At 69.8% G+C, this 25,787-nt stretch carries 22 protein-coding genes and 1 pseudogene; 19 read left to right on the top strand and 4 right to left on the bottom strand.

Annotation, left to right across the window (positions count from 1 at the left end):
• The 5 genes from KN815_RS01040 to KN815_RS01020 form a co-directional block, all read left to right on the top strand.
• The coding region (locus tag KN815_RS01040; protein WP_216339234.1) for an alpha-L-rhamnosidase C-terminal domain-containing protein at positions 1-260 on the top strand (260 nt) is incomplete at its 5' end.
• Between the two features lie 176 nt (positions 261-436).
• Positions 437-1,441 (top strand): LacI family DNA-binding transcriptional regulator, encoded by a 1,005-nt coding sequence (locus tag KN815_RS01035; protein WP_216339232.1) that lies wholly within the window; start codon positions 437-439, stop codon positions 1,439-1,441.
• 37 nt (positions 1,442-1,478) lie between these two features.
• Positions 1,479-2,477 (top strand): LacI family DNA-binding transcriptional regulator, encoded by a 999-nt coding sequence (locus tag KN815_RS01030; protein ID WP_216339230.1) that lies wholly within the window; start codon positions 1,479-1,481, stop codon positions 2,475-2,477.
• A gap of 87 nt (positions 2,478-2,564) precedes the next feature.
• Entirely contained in the window at positions 2,565-3,917 is a 1,353-nt protein-coding gene (locus KN815_RS01025) for an MFS transporter (RefSeq protein WP_216339228.1), read from the top strand.
• Positions 3,914-5,446 carry a sulfatase-like hydrolase/transferase gene (locus tag KN815_RS01020; protein ID WP_216339226.1) on the top strand — a complete coding sequence of 511 codons (1,533 nt, stop codon included), beginning with the start codon at positions 3,914-3,916 and terminating at the stop codon, positions 5,444-5,446. Before KN815_RS01025 ends, KN815_RS01020 begins: the two co-directional genes overlap by 4 nt.
• Before the next feature lie 22 nt (positions 5,447-5,468).
• Here KN815_RS01020 and tnpA read toward each other — a convergent pair.
• Positions 5,469-5,687 (bottom strand): annotated as a pseudogene (tnpA, locus tag KN815_RS01015) (IS200/IS605 family transposase); the annotation flags it as partial.
• 26 nt (positions 5,688-5,713) lie between these two features.
• On the opposite strand from tnpA, the gene KN815_RS01010 reads away from it, so the two are divergent.
• Positions 5,714-7,138 carry an RNA-guided endonuclease TnpB family protein gene (locus KN815_RS01010; RefSeq protein ID WP_253208660.1) on the top strand — a complete coding sequence of 475 codons (1,425 nt, stop codon included), beginning with the start codon at positions 5,714-5,716 and terminating at the stop codon, positions 7,136-7,138.
• A 104-nt stretch (positions 7,139-7,242) separates the two neighbouring features.
• On the opposite strand, the gene KN815_RS01005 is transcribed toward KN815_RS01010, so the two are convergent.
• On the bottom strand, positions 7,243-8,286 hold the full coding sequence (locus KN815_RS01005; protein WP_216339222.1) for a LacI family DNA-binding transcriptional regulator: 1,044 nt from the start codon (positions 8,284-8,286) through the stop codon (positions 7,243-7,245).
• 261 nt (positions 8,287-8,547) lie between these two features.
• Between KN815_RS01005 and KN815_RS01000 the strand changes: the two genes are divergently transcribed.
• From KN815_RS01000 to KN815_RS00945, 12 genes are all read left to right on the top strand, one after another.
• Positions 8,548-9,696, top strand: coding sequence for a Gfo/Idh/MocA family protein (locus tag KN815_RS01000; RefSeq protein WP_216339220.1), 1,149 nt, complete (start codon positions 8,548-8,550; stop codon positions 9,694-9,696).
• Positions 9,693-10,616 carry a DUF6807 domain-containing protein gene (locus KN815_RS00995; protein WP_216339218.1) on the top strand — a complete coding sequence of 308 codons (924 nt, stop codon included), beginning with the start codon at positions 9,693-9,695 and terminating at the stop codon, positions 10,614-10,616. The genes KN815_RS01000 and KN815_RS00995 overlap by 4 nt, the downstream gene beginning before the upstream one ends.
• Positions 10,610-11,980, top strand: a complete 1,371-nt coding sequence (locus KN815_RS00990; RefSeq protein ID WP_216339216.1) for an ABC transporter substrate-binding protein — start codon at positions 10,610-10,612, stop codon at positions 11,978-11,980. Before KN815_RS00995 ends, KN815_RS00990 begins: the two co-directional genes overlap by 7 nt.
• Positions 11,977-12,948 carry a carbohydrate ABC transporter permease gene (locus KN815_RS00985; RefSeq protein ID WP_216339214.1) on the top strand — a complete coding sequence of 324 codons (972 nt, stop codon included), beginning with the start codon at positions 11,977-11,979 and terminating at the stop codon, positions 12,946-12,948. The genes KN815_RS00990 and KN815_RS00985 overlap by 4 nt, the downstream gene beginning before the upstream one ends.
• Positions 12,945-13,781 carry a carbohydrate ABC transporter permease gene (locus KN815_RS00980; RefSeq protein WP_216339212.1) on the top strand — a complete coding sequence of 279 codons (837 nt, stop codon included), beginning with the start codon at positions 12,945-12,947 and terminating at the stop codon, positions 13,779-13,781. The genes KN815_RS00985 and KN815_RS00980 overlap by 4 nt, the downstream gene beginning before the upstream one ends.
• A gap of 8 nt (positions 13,782-13,789) precedes the next feature.
• Positions 13,790-14,404, top strand: a complete 615-nt coding sequence (locus KN815_RS00975; protein WP_216339210.1) for a hypothetical protein — start codon at positions 13,790-13,792, stop codon at positions 14,402-14,404.
• Between the two features lie 57 nt (positions 14,405-14,461).
• A complete protein-coding gene (locus KN815_RS00970) occupies positions 14,462-16,258 on the top strand; it encodes a glycoside hydrolase family 2 TIM barrel-domain containing protein (protein WP_216339208.1) in 1,797 nt (598 codons plus the stop codon).
• A gap of 62 nt (positions 16,259-16,320) precedes the next feature.
• Entirely contained in the window at positions 16,321-18,846 is a 2,526-nt protein-coding gene (locus tag KN815_RS00965) for an alpha-glucuronidase family glycosyl hydrolase (protein ID WP_216339206.1), read from the top strand.
• Positions 18,758-19,600, top strand: coding sequence for a COG1470 family protein (locus tag KN815_RS00960; RefSeq protein ID WP_216339205.1), 843 nt, complete (start codon positions 18,758-18,760; stop codon positions 19,598-19,600). The genes KN815_RS00965 and KN815_RS00960 overlap by 89 nt, the downstream gene beginning before the upstream one ends.
• Positions 19,601-19,819 (top strand): hypothetical protein, encoded by a 219-nt coding sequence (locus tag KN815_RS00955; protein WP_216339203.1) that lies wholly within the window; start codon positions 19,601-19,603, stop codon positions 19,817-19,819.
• A 106-nt stretch (positions 19,820-19,925) separates the two neighbouring features.
• Entirely contained in the window at positions 19,926-22,202 is a 2,277-nt protein-coding gene (locus KN815_RS00950) for a glycoside hydrolase family 43 protein (RefSeq protein ID WP_216339200.1), read from the top strand.
• A 96-nt stretch (positions 22,203-22,298) separates the two neighbouring features.
• Positions 22,299-23,339 (top strand): vWA domain-containing protein, encoded by a 1,041-nt coding sequence (locus KN815_RS00945; protein WP_216339199.1) that lies wholly within the window; start codon positions 22,299-22,301, stop codon positions 23,337-23,339.
• A gap of 79 nt (positions 23,340-23,418) precedes the next feature.
• Here the strand turns inward: KN815_RS00945 and KN815_RS00940 are convergent, their stop codons facing one another.
• A complete protein-coding gene (locus KN815_RS00940; protein ID WP_216339197.1) occupies positions 23,419-23,892 on the bottom strand; it encodes a nuclear transport factor 2 family protein in 474 nt (157 codons plus the stop codon).
• 137 nt (positions 23,893-24,029) lie between these two features.
• On the opposite strand from KN815_RS00940, the gene KN815_RS00935 reads away from it, so the two are divergent.
• Entirely contained in the window at positions 24,030-24,803 is a 774-nt protein-coding gene (locus KN815_RS00935) for a TIGR03084 family metal-binding protein (RefSeq protein ID WP_216339194.1), read from the top strand.
• A gap of 42 nt (positions 24,804-24,845) precedes the next feature.
• On the opposite strand, the gene KN815_RS00930 is transcribed toward KN815_RS00935, so the two are convergent.
• Positions 24,846-25,694: an EamA family transporter gene (locus tag KN815_RS00930; protein WP_216339192.1), complete on the bottom strand. Its 849-nt coding sequence runs from the start codon at positions 25,692-25,694 to the stop codon at positions 24,846-24,848.
• Between the last annotated feature and the right edge of the window lie 93 nt (positions 25,695-25,787).

Genomic DNA, 25,787 nt, shown 5'->3' with positions numbered 1-25,787 from the left:
CGGCTGGCTCGATTTCCGTACGGTGGCGGCGCGGAGCGGGGGACGACTCGTTCGTCCTCACCGTCCGGGCCCCGAAGGGTACGGCCGGCCGGGTCTCCGTACCGCTCCTCCACAAGGACCGCACCATCGCCGTGGACGGCCGGATCGCCTGGCGCAACGGCCGCCCGGCGGGGGAAGCGGGCCGGGGCGCCCATCGCGTAGGCGACGCGATCATCTTCGAGGGGGTAAGCGGAACCCGCACGTTCGCCTGGGCGGAATAGCGGCCATGGCGGCGGGCGTGCTGATCGGCTGGTGCCCGGCGGGGCTGCGGCCGGGCGCCGCGGCGGGCGCGGGCTAGACTCCCGTCGTGGCGGAAGGGGCGTGGTGAGCTGTGCGCGGACGGCTTTCCGGCGCGGGTGCGGACTCCCCGACACGCGGTTCCGCGACCTTGCGTGATGTGGCCGCCCTCGCCGGTGTCTCGGCGAGCACGGTATCGAGCGTGGTCCGCGGCCGCGGGAACGTCCGGGAGGAGACCCGGCAGCGGGTGCGGGAGGCGATCGACGAGCTCGGGTACCGCCCCAATCTGGCCGCGCGGCGCCTGCGTTCGGGACGGTCCCATGTGATGGGGCTCGCCCTGCCGAGTGTCACGGTCCCGTACTTCCGCGAATTCGCCGACTCCGTGCTGCGCGAGGCCCAGCAGCATGGGATGTCCGTACGCATCACGCAGACGCACGGCGATGTGCGGCGCGAGCGCGGTGTCTGCGACGACCCCTACCTGCGGCATGTGGACGGAATCCTGCTCGTCCCCGTCGCGCTCGGCCAAGAGGACATGCGGGCGTTGACGGTGACCAAGCCGCTGATCGTGGCCACGGCGTCGGTCACCGCGGGCCGCGTCGACTCCTTCGAGGCGGACCTGTTCGAGGCGGGGCGCACGGTCGTGGCCCATCTGGTCGCGGGCGGGCGGCGCCGCATCGCCGCCCTGGCCCCCGGCGAGGTGCTGCCCGCGGAGAGCGACGAGCGCTATCTGGGGTATGTCGCGGGTCTGCGCGACGCCGGGCTGCCGGTGAGCCGCCGGCGGGTGGTGAGCACGGAGACCGTCACGTTCGCGGCGGGCGCCGAGGCGGTACGGACGCTCATCGAGCGGGCGCCCGATACGGACGCGGTGTTCGCGCTCGGCGACGCGCTCGCCCTGGGCGCGCTCCGCGGGCTGCGGGACGCGGGGCGCGGCGTGCCGGGAGACATCGCCGTGGTCGGGTTCGGCAACGTCGCGCAGGCCGCTTACTGCGCCCCCACTCTCAGCACCGTCGACCCGGGGCGCGAGGAGATCGCGCGCCGCGCCGTCGCGCTCCTGGCGGAACGCGCACAGGCTCGGGCGACCGGCGCGGTGCTCCCCGAACCGGGACACCATATGGTCGGATACCGCCTGGTCGAACGGGAGTCGAGCGCCGTTGCCAGTGAATGAGCCGGAGTCCTCGCGTGGCCGGCCGACGGTGGTGCGCATGCGCGATGTGGCCGCCGCTGTCGGTGTGTCCGTCAAGACCGTGTCCAATGTCGTCAATGCCACCGGGCAGGTGAACGAGGCGACCGTCCGAGCCGTGCGCGTCGCGGTCGAGGAACTCGGCTACCGCCCCAACCCCCTGGCCCGCGGCCTCAATTCGAGGACGACGGGCACGGTGACGCTCGCCCTGCCGGGCCTCGGGTACGGCTACTGCGCGCCCCTGGCCGCCGCGGTCTTCGATCTCGCGGAGGCCCAGGGCATCAGCGTGGTGATGGAGCCCACCGGGGGCGACCGCGAGCGGGAGCTGGAGGTGCTGCGCAATCGCGGGGGCCTCTCGGACGGCGTGCTGCTGATGCCGACCGCGATCACCGCGCGGGAGCTGACGGCTCTGCCCTCCCCCGGCCCCGCGGTGCTGCTCGGATCGCGCCGGGTGGAGGGCCCCTTCGACGGCGTCTCCTCGCGGGACACCGCCGCGGCCGAGGCCGCCGTGCGGCTGCTGCTCGACCGTGGCGCCTCGCGTGTCGTGCTGCTGGGCGGTGAGCGGAAGGCGGGCGGTGACAGCGCGGCCGCACTGCGCACCGACGGATACCGGCGCGCGCTGACGGCGGCGGGGCGGACGTTCTCCCCGTCGCTCGTCGCGGAGACGCCGCGGTCCTCAAGGGACGACGGGCATGCGGCGATCGTGCAACTTCTGGGCACAGGCACGCCGTTCGACGCGGTGCTCGCGCTCGAGGAGCCGCTCGCGCACGGGGCGTTGCACGCGCTGCGCAGGGCGGGCCGGGACGTTCCGGGGCAGGTCCAGGTCGTCGCGTTCGGCAACGACGAGGACGCGGAGTACTCCTGGCCCGGGCTGACGACCGTTCAGGCGGATGTCCGCACGATGGCCCGGCGGGCTCTCGACCTGCTCACGGCGCGGGTGCGGGAGGGCACACGCCCGCGGAGCCATGTCGAGGTACCGCTCACCATAATCGAACGCGAGTCAACATTTTCCTACGCCTAGTCATTGACGGCGAACATCGCGCGGTCCTAACGTCCCACGCAATGCAACGGTTACCGTAACCGTTGGGATGCTCAGTGGAGCCGCCGTATGCCAAGGCCAGACCCGCCTCGGATCGCCCCCGCCACACGTCGTACCGTGCTCGCCGGCTTCCTCGGCTCGACCTTCGAGTGGTTCGACTTCGGGCTCTACGGAACCACCGCGGCACTCGTCTTCGGCCATGTCTTCTTCCCGGCGCAGAGCAGCGCGATCGGCTCCCTGCTGGCCCTCACGACGACCGCCGTCGGGTTCTTCGCCCGGCCCATCGGCGGCCTGGTCTTCGGGCACTTCGGCGACCGGGTCGGCCGCAAGAAGCTCCTGATTCTCACGATGCTGCTCATGGGCATCCCGACGTTCGTGATCGGCCTGCTGCCCGGCTACGCCGCGATCGGCGCGGCCGCCCCGGTCATCCTGCTGTTCCTGCGGGTGCTTCAGGGCATCGGCCTCGGCGGCGAGTACGCCGGTGCCGCGCTCGCCACGATCGAGTCGGTGCCGAAGGAGCGGCGCGGCTTCTTCGGTTCCATCCCGCAGCTCGGCAATCCCGTGGGCGGCATCTTCAGCAGCGGGCTCGTGCTGCTGTGCACCTGGCTCTCCTCGGACACGCAGTACGAGGACTGGGTGTGGCGGGTCCCGTTCCTGCTCAGCGGGATCCTGCTCGTCTACGCCCTCGTGGTGCGCACGCGCCTCGCCGAGAGCGGGGACTTCACGCGCCTTCAGGAAAAGCGCGGGGTGGCGAAGGCGCCGCTGATCACGCTCCTGCGCCGCCACTGGGCGCCGCTGCTCCTCGCGCTGGGCGCGCGCTCCGCCGATGCCATCACCGGCAATGTCGTCGGGCCCGTGGTGACGGCGTACATCGTCACCTACCTGCACCGGAGCGACAGCATCGGGATCGTGGGAACGCTGATCCCGAGCATCATCTGCCTGCCGCTGATGCTCTACCTCGGCAGGATCGGTGACCGGTTCGGGGTGCGCCGCACGTTCGTGTGGAGTGTGCTGTCGATGGCCGTGACCACCTTCCCCCTGTTCGCCCTGCTCCAGACCGGGACGCTCTTCTGGATGGTGCTCGGGATCACGCTCTTCCGGCTGTGCAACTCGGCCCAATTCGCCGTCCAGAGCACGTTCTTGGCCGAGCTGTTCCCCACCGAGGTCCGCTACACGGCGGTGTCGTTCGTCTACCAGGTCGGCTCGATCCTCGGCGGCCTCACCCCGCCGGTCGCGTACGCCATGCTGGTGGCGTCCGACGGCTCGCCGTGGTGGCTGGCCCTCGCCGTGGTCGTCTCGGTCCTGTTCAGCGCGGCCTGCGCGGCCCTCATCGGCCTGCGGATCTCCCGCGCCGACCGCCGTACCACCGACGGCCCGTCGACCGACGGCGCCACCCTCGCCGAAAGGACCACCCGAGCGTGACCACGCCCCGCCGGCCCGACATCGTTCTCGTCCTGACCGACCAGCACCGTGCCGACGTCAGCGCCCGTGAGGGATTCCCGCTGGACACCACGCCGTTCCTCGACGAGCTGGGACGCTCCGGGGCCTGGTTCGACCGCGCCTACACGACGTCACCGCTGTGCTGCCCCGCCCGCACCAGTCTGATGACCGGGCGGTTCCCCAGCGCGCACCGCGTCACCCAGAACCCGGCGAATCCGCTCGCGGTCCGCGACGCCGATCTCTTCGGTGAGGCCCGCGCGGCCGGATACGCCACGGCGATGATCGGCAAGAACCACACCTATCTCGACGCCTCGTCCGTGGACCACTGGGTCGAGTTCATGCATGACGGCCAAGTGGCCGCCCCCTCAAAGGCGTTGCACAAGGAGTTCGACGCATGGCTGGCGGCGCTGCGGCACCGCACCCACGAGGAGCCCACACCGTTCCCGGTCGAGGCGCAGAATCCGCACCGCATCGTCGACGAAGCGCTCGCCTGGGCCGCCACCGTCCCCGACGACCGGCCGTTCCTGCTGACGGTGTCCATCCCCGAGCCGCACAATCCGTATCAGGTGCCCGAGCCCTACTTCTCGCTGTTCCCGAAGGAGTCGCTGCCGCCGCCCCGCACCGGGGCCGACGCGCTGGAGGGGAAAACCTTCCCCTGGCAGTATCTGCGCAGCCTGGGCGAGCACGCGGTGGCCGACTACGAGGGAGCCATCGCCCCGTCGCGTTCCAACTACTTCGGCATGCTGCGGCTCATCGACGACGAACTGCGGCGTCTGCTCGCGGGGTTGGAGACCCGGCACCGGGTACGCGAACGCGTCGTCGTCGCCACCGCGGACCATGGCGACTTCGTCGGCGAGTACGGACTGGTGCGCAAGGGCGCGGAGATCCCGGACATCCTGGCCAGAGTCCCCCTGGTGGTCAACGGGGACGCGGTGCGGCCCTCCGGCGCGCCGCGTCCGGAGCACGTCTCGCTCGCGGACCTCATGCCCACGCTCTGCGAGGCGATGGGGCGCGAGCTGCCCGACGGTGTGCAGGGGCGCAGCCTGTGGCCGTTGCTGACCGGACGGCCCTGTCCGGCGGAGGAGTTCGGCAGCGTCTATGTGGAGCAGGGCATGGGAGGACTCCCCTACGGGCCCGAGGACGTGGCCGACCGGATGCCCGGGCTCATCTTCGACGGCCCGGGCGGCGAGCCCCGCTGGGATGAGCTCAACGCGGCCACGCAGAGCGGGCGCCGCCGCAAGGTCCGCAGCGGGGACTGGACCCTGTACGCGGACATCGTCGGGGACTTCCGCCTGTACAACCTGCGCGAGGACCCGCTGGAACTGGTGGACCGCTGGTCGGACCCGGCGGCCGCCGACGAGCGGGTCAGGCTGCTGTCCCTGCTGGCCGTGTGGCAGATGCGGGCCGAGGACCCGCTGCCGACGGTCCCCGGCGGCTACCGGCTCAAACGGGACCCCCGCAACCACCTGGCTCCCTACCGGCATTCCGAAGGAAAGGGACAATCCTCATGAGACAGCGACGGCACCCGCGTGCTGGGAGAACCGGAACGAGCAGGTGGACGTGGTTGTTCTCGCCGTCGAACTCGATCAGCTCGCACACGAAGTCGGCGCAGACGGCCCGCATGATCTCCTCCATGCGCGTCAGGTGAGTGTCCTTGAAGACCTTGTGCCGGTACTTCGTCACAAAAACCAACTGCGCGTGGAGGGCGAAAGTGCAGTGCCGACCAGTACAGATGTTCTGATTCTCAGCCATGGCCCAACTGTCTTAGGGTGATCGACATGCAGTTGAGGTACAGCTTCCGTCTGTACCAGAACGGTCCTCAGCGCTCAGCGCTGGCCAGGGCGTTCGGGTGTGCACGGGTGGTCTACAACGACGCGCTTCGCGCCCGTGAGATCGCCCGCGCCACAGGCGAGGCGTTCCCGAAGACGGGGGACCTGTCCAAGCTGCTGATCACCCAGGCCAAGCTCACCGAAGAGCGCGCGTGGCTCGGCAAGGTGTCCGCTGTCGTGCTCCAGCAGTCCCTGCGGGACCTGGACGCCGCGTACCGGAACTTCTTCGACGGGCTGAAGGGCAAGCGCCCGCGCATGGGTGCGCCCCGGCTCAAGTCCCGCAAGGACAACCGGCAGGCAGTACGTTTCACCGCGAACGCCCGTTGGAAGATCACCACCGGCGGCGACCTGTCCTTGCCGAAGATCGGGGACGTGCGGGTGAAGTGGCCCCGCAGCCTTCCCTCGGCCCCCTCCACGGTGACCGTGATCAAGGACGCGGCCGGAAGGTACTTCGCAAGCTTCGTTGTGGCCACCGAGCCCGTCACCTCAGCGGAGAGCGATCAGACCGTCGGCATCGACCTGGGGCTGGGGCATTTCGCCGTCTTGTCCGACGGCACGAAGATCGACGCTCCTCGCTTCCTGCGCCGGGCCGAGAAGAAGCTCAAGCGCGCACAGCAGGCCCTCAGCCGCAAGGGGAAGGGCTCGAACAACCGGAACAAGGCCAGGATCAAGGTCGCCCGCGCTCACGCGCAGGTCACCGACGCGCGGCGCGAGTTCCACCACCAGCTCTCCACCCGGCTGATCCGCGATAACCAAGCGGTCGCAGTGGAAGACCTGGCGGTGAAGGGACTCGCCCGTACACGCCTGGCCAAGTCCGTGCACGACGCTGGATGGTCCGCATTCGTGACGATGCTGGAGTACAAGGCCGCGAAGTTCGGCCGCGGCTTCCACCGCATCGGACGGTTCGAACCGACCTCCCAGGTCTGCTCGCAGTGCGGCGTCAAGGACGGCCCCAAGCCCCTGCACATCCGAGTGTGGGAATGCGGAGCCTGCGGAGCCGTCCTCGACCGGGACATCAACGCGGCGGTCAGCCGACCGTGGTGGGAATCCACAGCCTTTAGGCCGGGGAGCGGAAGTCAATACGTCGGTGTGTCGTCGCGGCGAATCGTCCTCGGCAAGCAGCACGGTGCCTGGAAGGAGCTGGCGCAGACAGCCGTCCCCGGCGGCCTGCCCACCGGGGCCTGGTACCACCTGACGGTGAAGGCCGTGGGCTGCACCCTCACGGTGACCGGCAGGCCCGCGGGCTCCCCCGCCAAGCCGGTCGGTTTCGCCTACCAGGATCCGGGCTGTTCCTTCACCCGGGGTGCGATCGGGGTACGTGACCAGGCCGGGACCGCGAGCTGGCGGCGTCTGACCGTCACCAGGAGCGGCTGAGCGCCGTCGCCGAGGGGCCGTCCTTCGACTGGCGGCCCCCGGCCCGGATCAGCGAAGAGTCGGTCCGGGTCAGCGAAAAGTCGGTCCGGATCAGGGAAAAGCGGTCAGGGAAAAAGCTGCTGGCGCCCGCCGTTCGTGGATTCCCGGGCGTGCAGCCAGTGCGGAGCCGTATGCACCTCGAACGGCAGGGGCACGTCCGAGCGGATGCGGGCCGCCAGGCACTTCACGGCCAGTGAGGCGATGGCGGTCTTGTCGGGGACCACGGAGGTGAGGGACGGCGTGCTGTAGAGCGCCTCGTCGGAGCCGTCGATGCTGGCCACGGCGACGTCGTCCGGGATGTTCAACCCCGCCTCGAACAGGGCGCGTTGGGCGCCGACGGCCAGCAGGTCGCTGAAGCAGAAGACCGCGTCGGGGCGTACACCGGCCGGCAGGGCGGCCAGGGCGCGCATCGCCAGCAGGCCGTTGCGCCGGTCGAACTCCTTGATGGCGGGCGCCAGCCGGGGGTCGTAGGTCACCCCGGCCTCGTGCAGGGCGAGCTGGAAGCCCTCCAGGCGCTGCCGGCTGGTCGCCGACGCCTGCTGGTCCACACCGATGGCGGCGATCCGCGTACGGCCGAGCCCGGCCAGGTGGGCGGTGGCGTCGCGCGCCGCCGCCACGTTGTCGATCAGGACGTGGTCGGCCCCCACCTGGTCGCGCTCGTAGCTGCGCTCGCCGAGCAGAACCAGCGGGAACTCGTTGGCCACGGCTGCGAGTTCGTCGGGCGAGACACGCAGGGGCGACAGGATCACACCGTCCAGCAGTGACGCGCCGACGCCGGTGGCCAGGCGCAGTTCCTCCGTGGCATCGCCCAGCGTCTCCTCGATCAGGACGGTCAGGCCCAGCGGCGCGGCCTCGGCCCGAACGTGCTGGGCGAGTTCGGCGAAGTACGGCTTCGCCAGATCCGGGACGGCGAGGCCGATCAGGCCGCTGTGCCCGGTGCGCAGGCGGCGGGCCGACGGGTTCGGCCGGTAGCCCAGCTCGTGCACCGCCTTCAGTACGCGCTTCCGCGTGGCCTCGGATACGCGGGGAGCATCGCGTACAACGTTGGACACGGTCTTGATCGAGACTCCTGCCCGCTCCGCCACGTCCTTGAGTGTCACCGCGGCCACTGACCGACCTCCTCACCTGTGTTTCTCCGCATTATGCAGGGATCTCGGCGGGCTGTCAGCGCCGGGGCCGCTCGGAATCCCGTTCCTGACAAGGGGTTGACCGTGGCGAGATTTCGCGGTTACAACGTTGGAACCAATCGATAGCAAGCGGTTGCTACCGGGGGCGTCACGAGGGCGGCCGACGGCTGTCCGTCGGACGGTCCGGGCTGCCGGCCCATGCCCACGGCGCCGCGCTCACCGCACATCTCTGAGAGGGTCCGCATGTCTTCGCACCGCTCCACCACCCCACTGCGCACCGCCGTGGTCGGCACCGGGGGCATCGCGCGCTCCAGCCATCTGCCCGCGCTGCGCACGCTGGCCGACGCGGGCGAGGTGGAGATCGTCGCCGCCGTCGACGTCGACATGGACGCGGTGCGCGCGTTCGCGGCCGGCGCCGGGATTCCGTACGCCTCGACGGACCTCGACGCCACCCTGGCCGAACTGCGCCCCGATCTGGTGGTGTTGTGCACGCCGCCCGCCGTCCACCGCGACCAGGCGGTGACCGCGCTGAAGGCCGGCGCCTGGGTGTGGTGCGAGAAGCCGCCGTGCCCGTCCCTCGCCGACTTCGATGCCATCGAGGCGGCCGAGACGCCCGGGGACGCGGGACCGTACGCCTCCATCGTCTTCCAGCACCGGTTCGGCTCCGGCGCGCGCCATGTGCGGCGACTGCTGCGGGAGGGGGCGTTCGGCCGCCCGCTCGTCGCCCACTGCCAGACCACCTGGTACCGGGACGCCGCCTACTACTCCGTTCCATGGCGCGGGCGGTGGGCGACCGAGGGCGGCGGGCCCGCCATGGGGCACGGCATCCACCAGACGGATCTGCTGCTGGACCTGATGGGTCCCTGGAGCGAGGTGCGGGGGATGGCGGCGCGGCTCGTGCACGGCGTCGAGACCGAGGACGTGTCCACGGCGCAGGTGAGGTTCGCGAGCGGCGCCGTGGCCACCGTGGTCAACAGCGTGCTGAGCCCCGACGAGGTGAGCCGCATCCGCATCGACTGCGAGCTCGCCACGATCGAACTGACCAACCTGTACGGCTACCGCAACGCGGACTGGCGCATCACCCCGGCCCCCGGTGTCCCCGAGGAGACCGTGGCCGCCTGGCGCGACTTCGGTACGGACGAGCCCAGCTCGCACCTGGCGCAGCTCCGTGCCCTGGTGGCCGACATCAGGGCGGGACGGCGCCACGCGACCAGCGGCGCGGGCGGCCGGCAGACGCTCGAGTTCATCACCGCCCTGTACAAGTCCGCGTTCACCGACACCCCGGTCCGCGCGGGGGAGATCGGACCCGGCGACCCCTACTACACCGAGCTGCACGGCGGCGCCCAGGGCTGGGCGCCGGACACCACCGGCAAGGAAGAGGCCCCCGCATGACGCTCGCACTGACCCACGCCCACGGTGACCGCATCACCGTGGCCCACGAGGCGACCGGCACCGAATTGTTCGCCTATGTGTACCGCCCCGAAGCCCCGTGGGAGGCCCCCAAGCCGTATCTGCACCCGGTCCGGACCCTCTCCGGCGGGCTGGTCACCGATTACCGCCCCAACGACCACCGCTGGCACAAGGGGCTCCAGCTCACGGCCTCCCATCTGTCGGGGCAGAACCTGTGGGGCGGGAACACCTATGTCCACGGCGAGGGGTATGTCGCGCTGCCCGAGCGGATCGGCTCGATGGCGCATGTCGCGTTCGAGGAGGTCTCCGCCGTGGACGACCGGGCCGTGATCGCCGAGCGCCTGACCTGGCATCCGTACGACGGTGAACTGTGGGCCGAGGAGGAGCGCCGCATCGAGGTGGGCGAGGTCGATCCGCGGGCCGGAAGCTGGTCGTTGACCTGGACTTCGGCGATCACCAACCGCCGGGGGGAACCGCTGCGTTTCGGCAGCCCCACCACCCACGGCCGCCCGGCCGCCGGATACACCGGCCTGTTCTGGCGGGGCCCGCGCGCCTTCCGCGACGGTCATGTCTTCACCGCCGAGGCGGACGGCGGCGACCTCATGGGCAGCCAGGCGCCCTGGCTGGCGTACGTCGGTGAGCACGACGGGCGCGACGGCCACGCCACGGTCGTCTTCGAGCACGCCCCGGCCAACGATCACGCGGGTGAGAAGGGGACGCACCCGGCGCACTGGTTCGTGCGCAGCGACCCGTTCGCCGCGGTCGCCCCGTCCTGGGCGTTCCATGAGGAGCTCGTCCTCGCCCCCGGCGACACCCTCTCCCGCGGCTACCGGGTCACCGTCGCCGACGGCGCCTGGGACCGCGAGCAGGTCACCGCCCACCTGGGCAGGCAGACATGGTGAGCACGACGCATGCGGCGGTCGGCGTGTCCCGGCCGCGCGACAAGGGCGGCCGACCCCCGCGCCCGAGCCGCCGGGCCGTCCTGGCGGTCGCCGCCGTCGGCCTCAGCACCGCCCTGACCGGCACGCTCTCCGCGTGCTCCGCCGCGAGCGGCGACACCTCCGGCATCACCCTCCGATTCTCCTGGTGGGGCAACGACGACCGTGCCGCGCGCACCGAGAAGGCGATCCGCCTCTTCGAGAAGGAACACCCCGGTGTCACCGTGCGCACATCGAACGGCGACTTCACCTCGTATCTCCAGAAGCTGGCAACGCAGGCCGCCGGTGGCGGTGTGCCCGATGTGGTCCAGCTCGACTACCGGCAGATTTCCCAGTACGCGGGCGGCAAGGCGATCATGCCGCTGGACGGTGTCATCGAGGACCGCACGATCCGCACGTCCGATATGGACAAGGACTTCCTGCGCACCGGCACCTACCAGGGCCGGCAGTTCGCCCTGCCCATGGGGCGTGGCATCACCGGATACGCCTACGACTCCGCCGTCTACAGACAGGCCGGTATCCCGACGCCCCAGCCGAGTTGGACCTGGCAGGACTGGGCGAAGGCCAACAAGAAGATCGCCGCCCTGGGCATGAAGTCGCCCGACGGACGCCACTTCACCGGCGCCAACGACGGCGGTGGCAACGAGGACGTCTTCGAGACCTGGCTGCGCGGCCGCGGCAAGAACCTCTACGCGGACCAGACGAAACTCGGCTTCACCGAGGACGACCTAACCGCCTTCTGGTCGTTCCTCAACACACTCCGCGAAGAAGGCGCCATCGCCCAGGCCCGGGACACCGTGCAGGCCAAGAGCACCGAGACCAGCCCCATCGGCCGCCGCCTCGGGGCCGCCGACTTCACCTGGGACGCGCCGTTCCCCGGGTACACGGCCCTGCTCGGCGAGAACATCCACTTCGCGCCCGTGCCCACGACCGGCGGCCACCAGGGCACGTACTTCAAGCCGAGCATGCTCCTCGGCATCGGCTCGCGGAGCAAGCACCCCAAGGAGGCGGCCCAGTTGATCGACTTCCTCCTGAACGACCCACGGGCGGGCGACATCCTCGGCTTCTCCCGGTCCACCCCGCCCAACCGCAAGATCGCCGCCCGGGTCGCCAAGACGCTCGAGGGAGCGGAGCGGGAGATCTACGACTACGCGCAGACGATGGAGAAGTACGGCCTGGACATCCCGCCGACCGCACCGCCGCCCGGCGATCTCGCGATCCAGACGGCGTTCAAGCGCATCCACCAGCGCATGATCTACGGGATGGCCACCCCGCGCGAGGCCGCCCGTGAATTCATCGACGAGGCGAACCGGGAGCTGAGGTCATGAGCACGGTCTCGACCACGAGGGCGCCCGCGCGCACCGTCCGCACAACGGATCCGCGCCCGCGCAGGAGCAAGCGGCGCCCGGTGCGGGAACGGCAGTGGCCCGCCTATGTGTTTCTCTCCCCGTGGATGATCGGCGCGGTCGTGCTGACCCTCGTGCCGATGGCCGTGTCCCTGTACCTGTCGTTCACGGACTACAACCTGTTCGACCCGCCGCACTGGGTGGGCCTGCGCAACTACCGGGAGATGCTGACCGAGGACCCCCGCTACTGGCGGTCGGTCGGCACCACGATGCTGTACGTCGTCGTGGCCGTCCCGCTGAAGCTGGGCCTCGCCCTCGGCGTGGCGATGCTGCTGAAGAGCCTCAGCCGGGGCCGGGGCTTCTACCGCTCCGCGTTCTACGCGCCGTCGCTGCTCGGCGCGAGCATGTCCATCGCCCTGGTGTGGAAGGCGCTGTTCAACGACGGCGGCACCGTCGCAGGCGTCCTGGACGCGGTCGGTATCCACACCGGCGGCTGGGTCGGCAACCCGCATCTCGCGGTGTACGGGGTCGTCCTGCTGACGGTGTGGCAGTTCGGCGCGCCCATGGTGATCTTCCTGGCGGGCCTCCAGCAGATCTCGCCCGACCTCTACGAGGCAGCGGCACTCGACGGCGCGGGCCGCCGGCGGCAGTTCATGTCCATCACCGTGCCGATGCTGTCCCCGGTCGTCTTCTTCAACCTGGTCCTGGAGGTCATCAACTCCTTCCAGGTCTTCACCCCGGCCTTCGCCATCAGCGGCGGCGACGGCGGACCCGCCGACTCCACGATGTTCTACACGCTGTACCTGTACGAGCGCGGCTTCACGGCCTCGCATATGGGATACGCGGCGGCGATGGCCTGGCTGCTGCTGATCGCCGTCGGCGCGATCACCCTGATCCTGTTCCGGACCTCCCGGTCCTGGGTGTTCTACGCGGATGAGGAGGGCCGATGAACATCGCCACGAAGCGGTGGCTGCCGCACACGGTCTCGGCCGCCGCGCTGCTCGTCCTGCTGTATCCGCTGGCCTGGCTGCTCGCCACCTCGCTGAAGCCGGCCGACGAGGTGATGACGAGCCTCGATCTGTGGCCCAGCCATCTGGAGTGGTCGAACTACACGACCGCCCTGGACGGGGTCTCGGGTGTCACCGTCACCCATCTGCTCGGCAACACGCTGCTGATCGCGGGGGGCGCCGTCCTCGGCAACGTGCTGTCCTGCTCGCTGGCCGCCTACGCCTTCGCCCGGCTGCGCTTCCGGATGAGCAAGGTGATGTTCGCCTTCATGGTGGCGACGCTGATGCTGCCGCACCATGTCGTACTGATCCCGCAGTACATCATCTTCAACCGGCTTGGTCTGGTGGACAGTTTCTGGCCGCTGATCCTGCCGAAGTTCCTGGCCACCGAGGCGTTCTTCGTCTTCCTCATCGTCCAGTTCATGCGGGGCCTGCCGCGCGAGCTGGAGGAGTCCGCGCGGATCGACGGCTGCGGTCCCTTCCGTACGTACTGGTCGATCACGCTGCCGCTGGCCCGGCCCGCGCTGATCACCACGGCCATCTTCACCTTCATCTGGACGTGGAACGACTTCTTCACCCAGATGATCTATCTTTTCGCGCCGGAGAAGTACACCATCACACTCGCCCTGAGCAGCTTCGTCGACCAGTCCAGCACCTCCGCATACGGGCCCATGTTCGCCATGTCGGTGATCTCGGTACTGCCGATCGTGCTGTTCTTCTTCGTCTTCCAGCGCTACCTGGTGCAGGGCATGGCCACGTCCGGACTGAAGGGGTGAGGCACACCATGGCCCACGCACCGATCGCACCCCCGCGCGAGCGCCGGGAACCCGGCGAGGTCTTCGGCTCCGGCTTCACCCTCTTCGCCGACATGCTGCTCATCGGCCTGCTCACCAGCCTCGCCTGTCTGCCGGTCGTCACGGCCCCGGCCGCGTTCGCCGCCGCGTCCGCGACACTGCGACAGGCCGCGGGCAGCGGCGTCCAGGTAAGGGCCGGTACGTACGGCGCTCATCTGCGTGCCCATCTCTCCGCGCGGTCGGCGGCCCTCGGTCTGGTGCCGCCGCTGCTCGCGGTGGTCGTCCTGGTCGATGCCGCGCTGATGCGGGCCGCGCTGCCCGGAGCGGCCGTCCTGGCGCCCGCCCTCGCGCTGCTCGTCCTGGGCGCCACGGTCGTGGCGCTGCGGGCGACCGCGCTGGAGACACCGCATGTGCTGTCCGCACGCGAGGCGCTGGTCCGCTCGGCCGCGGACCCGCGCGGCAGTCTCCTGCTGGCCGGTGCCGCGATCCTCAGCGGGCTCCTGGCCTGGTCGATTCCGCTGCTGGTGCCGCTCCTGCCGGGTCCGCTGGCGTTCGCCGCCACGGTCGTGGACCTCCGCTCCCCCGCGGACGCCCAGGAGAACTGAATCGCGGCGCGCCACCTCCCATCCCCCACGCACGCACCACACCATCGGAGTTCACGCATGCCCCACCCGCACCTGGACGCCGCAGGCCATCCGAGGCCGCAGCTCATCCGCGATCCCGACTGGCACGACCTCGGCGGTCCCTGGGAGTTCGCCCACGACGACGAGGACCGCGGCCGCGCCGGCCGCTGGATGGACCCGGCGACCTCCGCACCGTTCACCGGCACCGTCACCGTGCCCTATCCGCCCGAGTCCGCGGCCTCGGGCGTGGCCGACACCGCGTTCCACCCCGTGCTCTGGTACCGGCGCACGATCGACATGGCCCGGCCTGCCGCCGGGCGGCGGCTCCTGCTGCACTTCGGCGCGGTCGACCACCGGGCCGAGGTCTGGCTGAACGGCCGCCCGGTGGGACAGCACGAGGGCGGGCACACCGGCTTCACCTGCGATCTGACCGACGCCATCGACCGGGACGGCGAGCAGACCGTCGTCGTCCGCGCCGAGGACCAGCCGCTCGACGTAGCGCAGCCCCGCGGCAAGCAGGACTGGCGCCGGGATCCACATGTCATCTGGTACCACCGCACCTCCGGGATCTGGCAGCCGGTGTGGCTGGAGGAGGTCCCGGCCGAGCACATCACGCTTCTGCACTGGACCCCCGAGGTCGCCCACGCCCGCGTCCGCTGCCGGCTGCGTCTCGGCCACTGGCCGCGGCGCCCGCTCACCGTGACGGTGCGCCTCACCCGGGGCGAGCGGGTGCTCGCCGAGCAGCGGACGCTGCTCGAGGGCCAGGAGGCGGAGTTCGATATCGCGGTGCCCGCCCTGCGCCACGGGCAGGACCTCGACGATCTGCTGTGGAACCCGGAACGGCCGCAACTCATCGACGCGGTAGTGGAGTTGCGCGATGCGGCCGAGGACACTCCGGTCGACCGTGTGGCGTCCTACCTGGGCCTGCGCGACATCGGCTGGGACGACGGAGTCTTCCTGCTCAACCACAAGCCGTACTTCCTCCGGTTCGCGCTCCAGCAGGGCTACTGGCCCGCATCGCATCTGTCGGCCTCGGCCGATGAATTGCGCCGCGATGTCGAACGGGCGAAGGAGATCGGCCTCAACGGGCTGCGTGTCCACCAGAAGATCGAGGACCCGCGCTTCCTGTACTGGGCCGACCGGCTCGGGCTGCTGCTCTGGGAGGAGATGCCCTCGGCGTACACCTTCGGCGCGCAGACCCTCGAGCGCGTGGTCGCCGAGTGGACCGAAGCCGTCTCCCGCGACCTCGGCCACCCCTCGATCGTCGCCTGGGTCCCGGTCAACGAGTCCTGGTCCGTGCCGAACCCGGCGCTCGTCCCCGCGCAGCGCCACTTCATGGACGCCCTCTACCACCTGACCAAGGCCCTGGACCCGTCCCGCCCCGCCGTCTCCAACGACGGCTGGGAGATCTCCGCCGCCGACATCTGGGGCGTCCACGACTACACCCAGCACGGGGACGTGCTGCGCAAGCGCTACGGCCACGCCTCGCTGCGGCAGGGCGAGCTCGCCGAGCAGTGGCCCGGCGCCAAACGGCTGACCCTGGACGGCGTCCGCCATCAGGGGCAGCCCGTCGTCCTCAGCGAGTTCGGCGGCGCGACCTTCGAACCGGCCGAGGGCGCCGAGTGGTTCGGCTACGACACCGTGGCCACGAAGGAGGACTTCGCCGAACGCCTCGCCGACCTGGTGGCCGCCGCGGTGGACTCCGGGCTCGCGGGCTTCTGCTACACCCAGTTCACCGACACCGAACAGGAGACCAACGGCCTGCTCACACCGGACCGCCAACCGAAGATCCCCGTGGCCGAACTGCGCGCGATTCTCACCCGGCCCCGTGCATAGTCTGGCCACCACCTGAGGGCTCGGCGCAATTCCCTTCGTTCTCGCGCAGAGGAGAAACCGCAATGGCCCGATCCGAGTACGAGTACGGCCGTCGCCGAGTGCTCCAGGCATCCGCTCTCGCCTTCGCCACCGTGCTGAGCCCGTGGGGCACGGTGGCCGGCTTCGCCGCACCGGCGGGCATCCCCGACGAGGACGGCTACGATCTCTGGCTGCGCTACCGCCCCACCATCGATCCCCGGCGGCTCGCCGAGTATCGCAAGGCCCTGACCGGCCTGGCCCGTCAGGGCGAGGGCCCGGTCATGGCCAACGCCGAGCGGGAACTGCGGCGGGCCGCCCAGGGCCTCACCGGCAGCGCACCGGTCCGGGTTCCCGCCGATCGAGCCTCGGTCGTCATCGGCACGGTGGACGAGTCACCGATCGTGCGATCCCGGATGAGCCCCGACCGGCCGGCCCGGATCGGCCGGCAGGGGTTCGTGATCGAGATGACCGGCCCGCCGGGCAGGCGGCGGCTGGTCATCGGGGCCCGCAGTGATCGGGGGGTGCTGGCCGGGGTCTTCCATCTCATCCGTCTGCTCCAGCTCGAGCAGCCGCTGCACAAGCTGTCCGTCGTGGAGAAGCCGGGTACCGCGCTGCGCATGATGAATCACTGGGACAACTTCGACGGGTCGATCGAGCGTGGCTACGCGGGTACTTCGCTCTTCGAGTGGGACAAGCTGCCGGACATCTCCGGCCGGGTGGTCGACTATGCGCGGTCCATGGCATCCATCGCCGACGACGCCGATCCGATCACGACGGCCGATCCCGCCGATCGGCGGGTCCAGCAGTGGTGGCGCGACAAGAGCGCCGAAATCTTCAAGAGCCTGCCCGGATTCGGCGGGTTCCTGGTGAAGGCGAACTCGGAGGGGCAGCCCGGCCCACTCGACTACGGACGCACCCATGCCGAGGGCGCGAACATGCTGGCCCGCACGGTCGCACCGCATGACGGGCAGATCATCTGGCGCAGCTTCGTCCACGAGGATTTCAGCGACTGGGCGGAGTACCAGTACCGGGTGTTCGCCCCGCTGGACGGCGCGTTCGACGACAACGTCATCCTCCAGACCAAGTACGGACCGATCGACTTCCAGATCCGCGAGCCCGTACACCCCCTGTTCGGCGCGATGCGCCGGACGAACCAGATGCTGGAGCTCCAGCTCACCCAGGAGTACACGGGCCACCAGATCCACACCACCTATCTGGCTCCGCTGTGGCGGGAGGTGCTGACCTTTCCGACGCGGGGGCCCGGCGCCGGTCCGACCGTCGCCGACATCCTCGCGGACGGCAAGGACCGTATGCCGCGGGCGGGCATCGCCGGGGTCAGCAACTTCGGCAACGCCCGCGACTGGACCGGACATCTGCTGGGAGCGGCGAACACCTACGCCTTCGGCAGGATGTGCTGGAACCCGGACGCCGATCCCCGGGACCTGGCCGCGGAGTGGGCCGGGCTGGCCTTCGGCCACGACGACGCGGTCACCGAGGTCGTGGCCGACATCCTGACGCACTCGCGCCGGATGTACGAGGACTACACCTCACCGCTGGGGATGGGCTATCTCACCGACCCCGGGGGCGACCATCTGGACCCGAGCCCGCTGGGCACCCTCTTCCAGTCACACCACTCCACGGCCGAGGGCACCGGCTTCGACCGCACCGAGGCGACCGGCAGCGGCTTCACCGGGCTCTATCCGCGGCCGTGGCACAAGCACTACGAGTCCGTGGCGACCTGCCCCGACGAGCTGCTGCTGTTCATGCACTGGGTGCCGTACGACCATCGGCTGCGCTCGGGCAAGACGGTCATCCAGCACATCTACGATACGCATTTCACCGGGGTCGACCGCATCGAGGGGTTCCTCGCCGGGTGGGGCGAACTGTCCGGGAAGATCGACCGGCAGCGCCACGCCGCCGTCAAGGCGGGCTTCGAGGCCCAGCGGGAGCATGCGAGGTTCTGGCGCGACACTGGTCGGATTCTTCTTCGACAAGAGCCGCATCGTCGACGCGCGGCGGGAATGGCTGCAAGCGGCGCTGAACGGGCCGCGGGTGCTGCTCGGCGGTCGGCCGAACCTGCTGCCGATCGCCGTCACCAACGCCTCCGCGCGGGACCGCGACCTCACGGTCGCACTGCGGCCACCGTCGGCCAACTGGCGCACCGAGCCCGCCGAACGGACCGCCGCCGGCGCCGCGACCGCGCACCTCGAACTGCCGGTCACACCCCCGTTGTCGGGCACCGTCACCGCCCTGAACCTGGACGTGGCGCCGAAGCTCACCCGGCTCGACGGCCGGCCGCCCTCCCTGATCGTCGCCCCCGAGGGCAGCCGCTGCCTCGTCGCGCTCAACGCCGGTCCGCGGAACGGGACTTCGACGCCCGGCTACGACGCGCTGACCCCCGAGTCGGCCTGGTCCGCGTCGGCCGGCCACGGCTGGGTCGGCGCCGCCCCCTCGGCCAGGGACCGCGGTGGCGAGCCCCTGTTGCGCGACCACCTGTGGCACAACTCGTCCCGGGTGCTGCGCGTCGCCCTACCGGCGGGCAGGCACACCGGGTACCTGCTGGTCGGTGACACCGGTGCCACGGCCTCGCCGACCCGGGTCGCGGTGGACGGCGCCACCGTCGCCACCAGTCCGAAGCAGCCCGGCGGAACCTTCACCTGGCTGGAGCTCCCCCTCGACGGAGGTGCCACCGGCCGCGCCACGGACATCACGTTCACGGGGGTGGGCGGCCCCTGGCGGCTGTCCGCGTTCGCCGTCACGGACCCCGGCGCCCCGGTGCCGTCCCTCGTCGTCATGCGGGCGGCGGCGGATCCGGTGTGGTGGGCGGGCCGGGCCAACCCGGTCACGGTGCTGGTGCGCAACACCGGCACAAAGGACCGCGATGTCACCGCCCGCCTCGTCACCCCCGACGGCTGGTCCGGTACCGAGCGGACCCTGTCGGTCGCCGCCGGAGCCGAGCGGGAGCTGACCGTCACCGGAACCCCGGTGTCCACTCCGGGATTCGCCACCGTCGAGATCCGGCTCACCAGTGGTGATGAGGAGATCGAGCGCGGCCGGTCGGTGTCCGTGGTCACCACGCCACACCCCGAAGACGCGGCCATGGCATTCGACGCGGGCCCGCCGTCCAGCCCGCTGCTGACCGGGTACACCAGGCTCTCGCCCGAGGACGACTACACCGGCGACCGCGGCTTCGGCTGGATCGGCGACCGGCCGAACACCCGTGACCGGGGCAACGCCGACGACCTGCGCCGCGACATCGTCATGCAGAGGGGCGAGCCCACCGTCCTGCGCGTCCCGGTGCCGGCCGGCAAGCACACGGTATGAGTGCTGACCGGCGACTCCCTCACCGATTCGGGTGTCACCACCATCTCCGAGGACGGCACGGTCCTCGGACGCTCCGGCGACGACAGCCTGCCGGGCCGTGCCTTCGTCTGGTTCTCCTTCGGACTCGACGGTGGAGCGGACGGGCGCACCGCCGACCTGGAGATCACCGGTTCGAAGCTGAACGGCCTCTGGCGCATCGCGGCCCTGGTCATCGTCTGAGACCACCCCCGCGCCGTACAGCCATCCGTTCTTCCGGGCGCGGCCCGCGACCCGGCCTCCGCGATATCTCCGCCATATCCGGCATCCACAAAGGAGAGCTCCCGACATGGCTTCGACGTCAGCACGATTCCGCGCGGTCCGGGGCAGACCCGGCACCGTCCTTCTCGCCCTGCTCATGGTCCTCGGCCTGGGCAGTGCGCATCCCGGACCGGCCGCGGCCGATCCCGCCGATCCGCCCGGCACGTACCAGAACCCCGTGATGGACAACGTCGCGGACGCCTTCTCCGACCCGTCGATCATCCGGGGCAAGGACGGCTACTGGTACGCGTACGCGACCCAGACCAGCATGCGCCGGGACAACCAGGGAGGTCCTTGGGAGTCCCAGCACTTCATGCCGATCACGCGCTCGGCCGACCTCGTCAACTGGACCTACGTCGGTGATGTCTTCGGGCCCGACAACCACCCGCAGTGGCGCGACTTCGCGACCACTTACTACTGGGCACCCGACATCCGCTACCTCAACGGGAAGTACTACCTCTACTACTCGGTCGCCGGCGGCGACAAGAACACCATCGCGCTGGCCACGTCGGACCATCCGGCAGGTCCGTGGAAGGACATCGGCCATCCCGTGCTGCCGTACGGGACGGCGGTCAATCAGATCGATCCCGCGGTGTTCGTCGACTCCGACGGCCGGAAGTACCTCTACTACGGCTCGTTCCGCGACGGCGGAATCCAGGCGGTGCGCCTGAACGAGGAGGGCACCGCGCCGGTCGGCGATCCGGTGCAGGTGGTCGGCGCCCGGCGCGGCGAAGCCGCGTACGTGGTCAAGCGCGATGGCTGGTACTACCTCTTCTACTCCGGCCTGGGCTGCTGCGCCCGGGACAAGGGCGCCTATCCGGTGTTCGTCGGGCGGGCCAAGGACCCGATGGGCCCGTTCAAGGACGCCGACGGCGTCGGCCTGGCCGACCTGCACGTCGGCGGCACGATCGTCAACGCGCCGAACGGCAACAAGTGGGTCGCGACCGGCCACTCGGCGAACGTCGTGGACAAGTCCGGCCAGGACTGGATCCTCACCAACGGTTTCGACCGCCACGAGAGCGACCCCAACTGGGGTGGACGGCCGACCATGATGGACCGGCTCGACTGGATCGACGGCTGGCCGACGGTGCGCGCGGGCGCCTGGACCAGCGAGGACCGGCAGACCGCACCGACGAGCAGATGGGGCGCGGGCAGCACCTTCGACGACGGGCTCGGCGGCTTCGACACCGCCGGGTACGGGTCCTGGACCACGGGTTCGGATCAGGACTCGGGGCGGTACGCCCGTGGCCGGTCCCGGGCCGCGGTCCCGCAACTGCTGCTGCCGCGACAAGCCCCGGACGGCGATGTGAGGATCGAGGCCGACGTCCGGCCGCGCGACGACAAGGGCCGGGTCGGCCTTGTCCTGGCATCCGCGGGCCGGTTCAACCACGTCGTGGCCTGGCTGGACTCCACCGGCACACTGTCCGTCGAGGTCACCCGGGACGGGAAGGTGGTGCGCAAGCGCACCGCTCGGCTGCCCGCGAACGCCGACCCGCGGACCTGGCACTCGCTCACGGCCGAGATCCGCGACGGGGCGGCGCAGGTACAAGCCGGCTCGGCCATGCTCGACATGCCGCTGGCCGAACTGACAGTGGACGTACCCAAGAACTGGCGCCGTGGCGGTGTCGCCTCGACGCGCGGTGCGGGCGAGGCCGACAACGTCGGGGTGACCCGGCTCTACACGCCGGTGACCGTCAAACAGCCGGACCCCCGGATCGGAGCCCGACTGCCGGAGTACGACGAGGACTTCGACGACAACCAGTTGGACGGGTGGACGTGGTTCGGCCCCGCCGACGGAAAGGTCACCGACGGCCAGTATGTGTGGCCGACACAGGATGCCGACTTCTCCGGCAAGGGGACCATGGCATCGGCGCTGCTTCGTGACGCTCCGACCGGCACCTACACGGTCGAGACCAAGCTGCACTTCCCGATCACCGACGCCCCCGACGGGCGCAGCCAGGCTGGGCTGATCGCCTTCCAGAGCCCCGAGGACTCGATCCATCTGGCTCCGACCCGGACCGGCCCATCGCGGCAGGCTTTCCTGTGGATCGGCCGGGACCGCGATAGCTGGCCGGAGATGCAGTTGGGCCCGTCGGCCGACACCATGTGGCTGCGGCTGCGCCATACCGTCGATCCGACGACCGGCGAGCACAGGTTCCAGCCGGCCACGAGCCGGGACGGGAAGCACTACATCTGGGGTGGGGTCTGGCATCTGCCCGCCGGCTCCGAACCGCGCATCGGCCTCGTCTCCCTGGCCGGTGCGGGAGTGACCGCACGCTTCGACTACGTGCGCTTCTCCTCCTGACACCGCTCCACCCGCCCGCACGGGCCTGTGCTCCACATCGATTGTCAGTGGTGGGTGAGAAGGTAGAAGCATCGAGAAGGAAAAAGGGGAGCGTCCATGTCCGGAAACCAGAACTACATCAATCACGTTGCTCTTGTGCTGGATGCGAGTTCGTCCATGTCACATTTGAGCGGCAAGGTCGTTGAAGTCGCCGACCAGCAGATTGCGTATCTGGCCCGACGATCGAAGGAACTGGACCAGGAAACCCGCGTCACGGTCTACGTCTTCGCGGACAAGGTGGAGTGCGTCATCTACGACAAGGACGTGCTGCGTATGCCGTCCCTGAAGCAGCTTTACCGGGTCGGTGGAATGACGGCGCTGCTGGCGGCCACGCTCAAGTCGCAGCGGGAGCTTGCGCAGACCGCCCAACTGTACGGCGACCACAGCTTCCTGACGTTCGTATTGACGGACGGCCAGGAGAACGCAAGCCATCGCTGCCCGGACGCCCCTACCAAAAACCCACGCGAACTCATCCAGGCCGTGGCCAGCCTGATGCAGACGCAGGAGGACAACTGGACACTGGCCGTCCTTGTGCCGGACCAGATGGGCAAGCGCGAGGCCATGCAGTGCGGCTTCCCGAAGGACAATATCGCCATCTGGGACGCCACGAGCACACAGGGCCTGGAAGAGGCAGGGCAGGTTATCCAGCAGGCCACCGAGAACTTTATGATGGGCCGGGCCCAGGGCATCCGGGGATCGCGCGCGGTATTCTCCACTGGTGCGGAGGCGGTCAACAAGGAGACCATCAAAGCAGCCGGTCTCACCCCGGTGAATCCGTCGGAGTATCAGCTCATTCCGGTGGCTCGCGAAGCGGCGATCCGGGAATGGGTCATCGAATGCGGGCACACCTACCGCACCGGTGGCGCGTTCTATCAACTGAGTAAATCGGAGAAGATCCAGGCGCGGAAGCAGATCGCGGTGCTGGAGAAGAAGACGGACCGGGTGTACACGGGGCCGGAGGCCCGATCCCTGCTGGGTCTGCCGGACACGGAAGTTCGCGTGAAGCCGGACCACAACAACGACTTCACGATATTCGTGCAGAGCACCAGCGTGAACCGGAAGCTGGTACCGCACACGCGGCTGCTGCTCATGATCTGAGGCGACGCGAGCTGGGCGGCCCATCGAGGTGAGCGGGGGCCGCGACCCCGTTGTCCGGGGGCGCGGCCCCTTCAAGCGGCTACCGCCGTGCGGCAGCCTGGTGCGCATGGCGGCTCACATCGCCGATCAGGTTGATGCGGACCCGTCGCTCCGCGAAGCGCCACTGCCCCTCATGGCGCTCGAAGCGGTCACGGTACCGACCGGCGGCGATGGGTTGCAGCGGCAGATCGGGCAGCGTCTGGAACACGGTGACATACGAACGCGAGACCGCCGTGCCCGCCTGTTCGTCGACCTCGATGGCAACGTTGGTGGTGACATGCTGGGTTCGCGGCGTGCCGTCGGCGTAGACGATCAGAGTGTCCTGGAACATCTTCTCGATCGCGTCGCGCCCGCTCACCGGCTCGCCCGTGCCCGTGAAGGTGGCTTGGGCGAGAAGCATTCCGAGTCCCGCGAAATCACCGTCGTCCACGAGCTCGGCGTAACGTGCGATCAAGTTCTCGATAGCCCGGTAGCTCAACGTCGGATCGGCGGGCATGCCGATGGATGTGGACATGGTCCCCTCCAAGCGAAACAGCGGATGGCGGACAGAAGTTGACAGGAATCAACCTCAGGTAGCCTGATCACACGAGATCAACTTCGCCCCTCCCAACGGGACGGACCCGTTGCCGTCAATGTGTGAAGGTGACAGTGATGTTGGACTACGGCCTTGACATGTCCAGCGTAGAGCACGACCTTGCTCTGCCCGACTTGGTGGCCGAAGGAGATGAACTCGACGCCCTGGTATCGGCGCAGACCGACTGGACCGAGCCCACCCCGGCAGCGGGGTGGACGATCGCCCACCAGATCGCTCATCTCGCTTCCGCGGATGCGAACGTTCTCATCGCCATACGCACCCCGGATGCGTTCGACGCCGTGCTGAAGCAGGCAGCGGCCGCGGGCAGCCAATACGCCGATCTCGATGCTGCCGCGGGAGCGGCCACACCGCGATCAGCACTGCTGGAACAATGGCGCACCGGCCGAACCGAGGTGGCGGCGGCGCTGCGCGACATTCCACTGGACCACGGGTTTCCATGGTACGGCTCACAGCTCACCGCGGCGCTCATGGTGCCGCTTCGGCTGATGGAAACGTGGGCTCATGGGCAGGATATCTTCGATGCGCTGGGTGTCTCACGCCGTCCCACGGGCCGGCTTCACCATGTGGCCTCGTTGGGAGTGATGGGGCGAGCGCTGTCCTTCTATGCTGCCCAGTTGCCTGTTCCGGAAGAGCCGTTCCGTGTCGAGCTGACCGGTCCCGACGGCCGGCCCTGGGCATGGGGTCCGGAAGATGCCATGCAGCGGATTCAGGGCAGTGCCCTCGACTTCTGCCTTCGAGTGACCCAGCGCAGGTCCCGAGCCGAGACCGACCTCACGGCGGTCGGCCAGGATGCGCAGAAATGGCTTGATATCGCTCGCGTTTTCCTCTGAGTTTTTCTCTGAAGGGGCAAAAGCATGTTCCCGGCCGGGTGATCAGACGCAGGCCGAGGAAGCCAGTGCCTCTTTGGCGGATGCCATGGGACGGGCACCGGCGCGGGTGGCACCGACACTGGCCACGACCACGAGAACCAGGCCAAGTGTCGCAGCCGTCCCGGGCCGCTGGCCGAGAACGAGCAGACCGACCAGGAGGGCGATGGCGGGCTCAAGGCTCATCAGAGTGCCGAACGCGGACGCGGTCAGACGACGCAGGGCGAGAAACTCGAGAGCGAAGGGGATGACGGGGCTCAGCACCGCCAGAACCAGCATGGTCCACAGCGCTGACCCCGTGAGGCGTCCAGCGAGGTCCGGGGCGGCGAGCGCCAGCCCCAGCACCGCTGCCACCGGCATGGAGACAGCCAGCCCCTTCAGCCCGGTGACGCGATCACCGACCCGTTGGGTCAGCAGTATGTACACGGCCCAGCACCCCGCGGCGAGCAGCGCGCTCCCCACCCCCACAAGGTCGGCGCCGCCATGCCAGGGTTCGGTCAGCAGCACGACGCCCGTCGCCGCCGCGGCCGCCCAGACGAGGCGTCCCTTCCTCGGGCCGAAGAGGGAGACGGTGAGCGGTCCCAGGAAATCCAGTGCGCTCGCGGTCCCCAGCGGGAGACGGGCGATGGCCTGCATGAAGAAGACCATCATTCCGGCGGTCACCAGACCGAGCACCATGCAGGCAGGAAGATCCCGGGGGCTGAAGTCACGGGGCCGTGGGCGGACGGCGACCAGCAGAATCAGCCCCGCCCAGCCCAGACGCAGCCCCGCGGTTCCCAGCGCGCCGAGCTGTCCGAACAGCGGAACCGTCAGAGCCGATCCGAGCTGCACGGTGCACATCGAGGTGGCAGCCATGAGCAAACCGGAGGCGGCGCCGGTATGGCGCGAGCGAGGGGAAGGAAGAGCCTCAGGCGGTTCGGGAGCGTTCATGGGCCCAGTACAGATCCT

Source organism: Streptomyces niphimycinicus (genome assembly GCF_018883605.1).
In the GTDB taxonomy this organism is placed as follows: domain Bacteria; phylum Actinomycetota; class Actinomycetes; order Streptomycetales; family Streptomycetaceae; genus Streptomyces; species Streptomyces niphimycinicus.
This window is presented reverse-complemented; position numbering and strand designations above follow the sequence as displayed.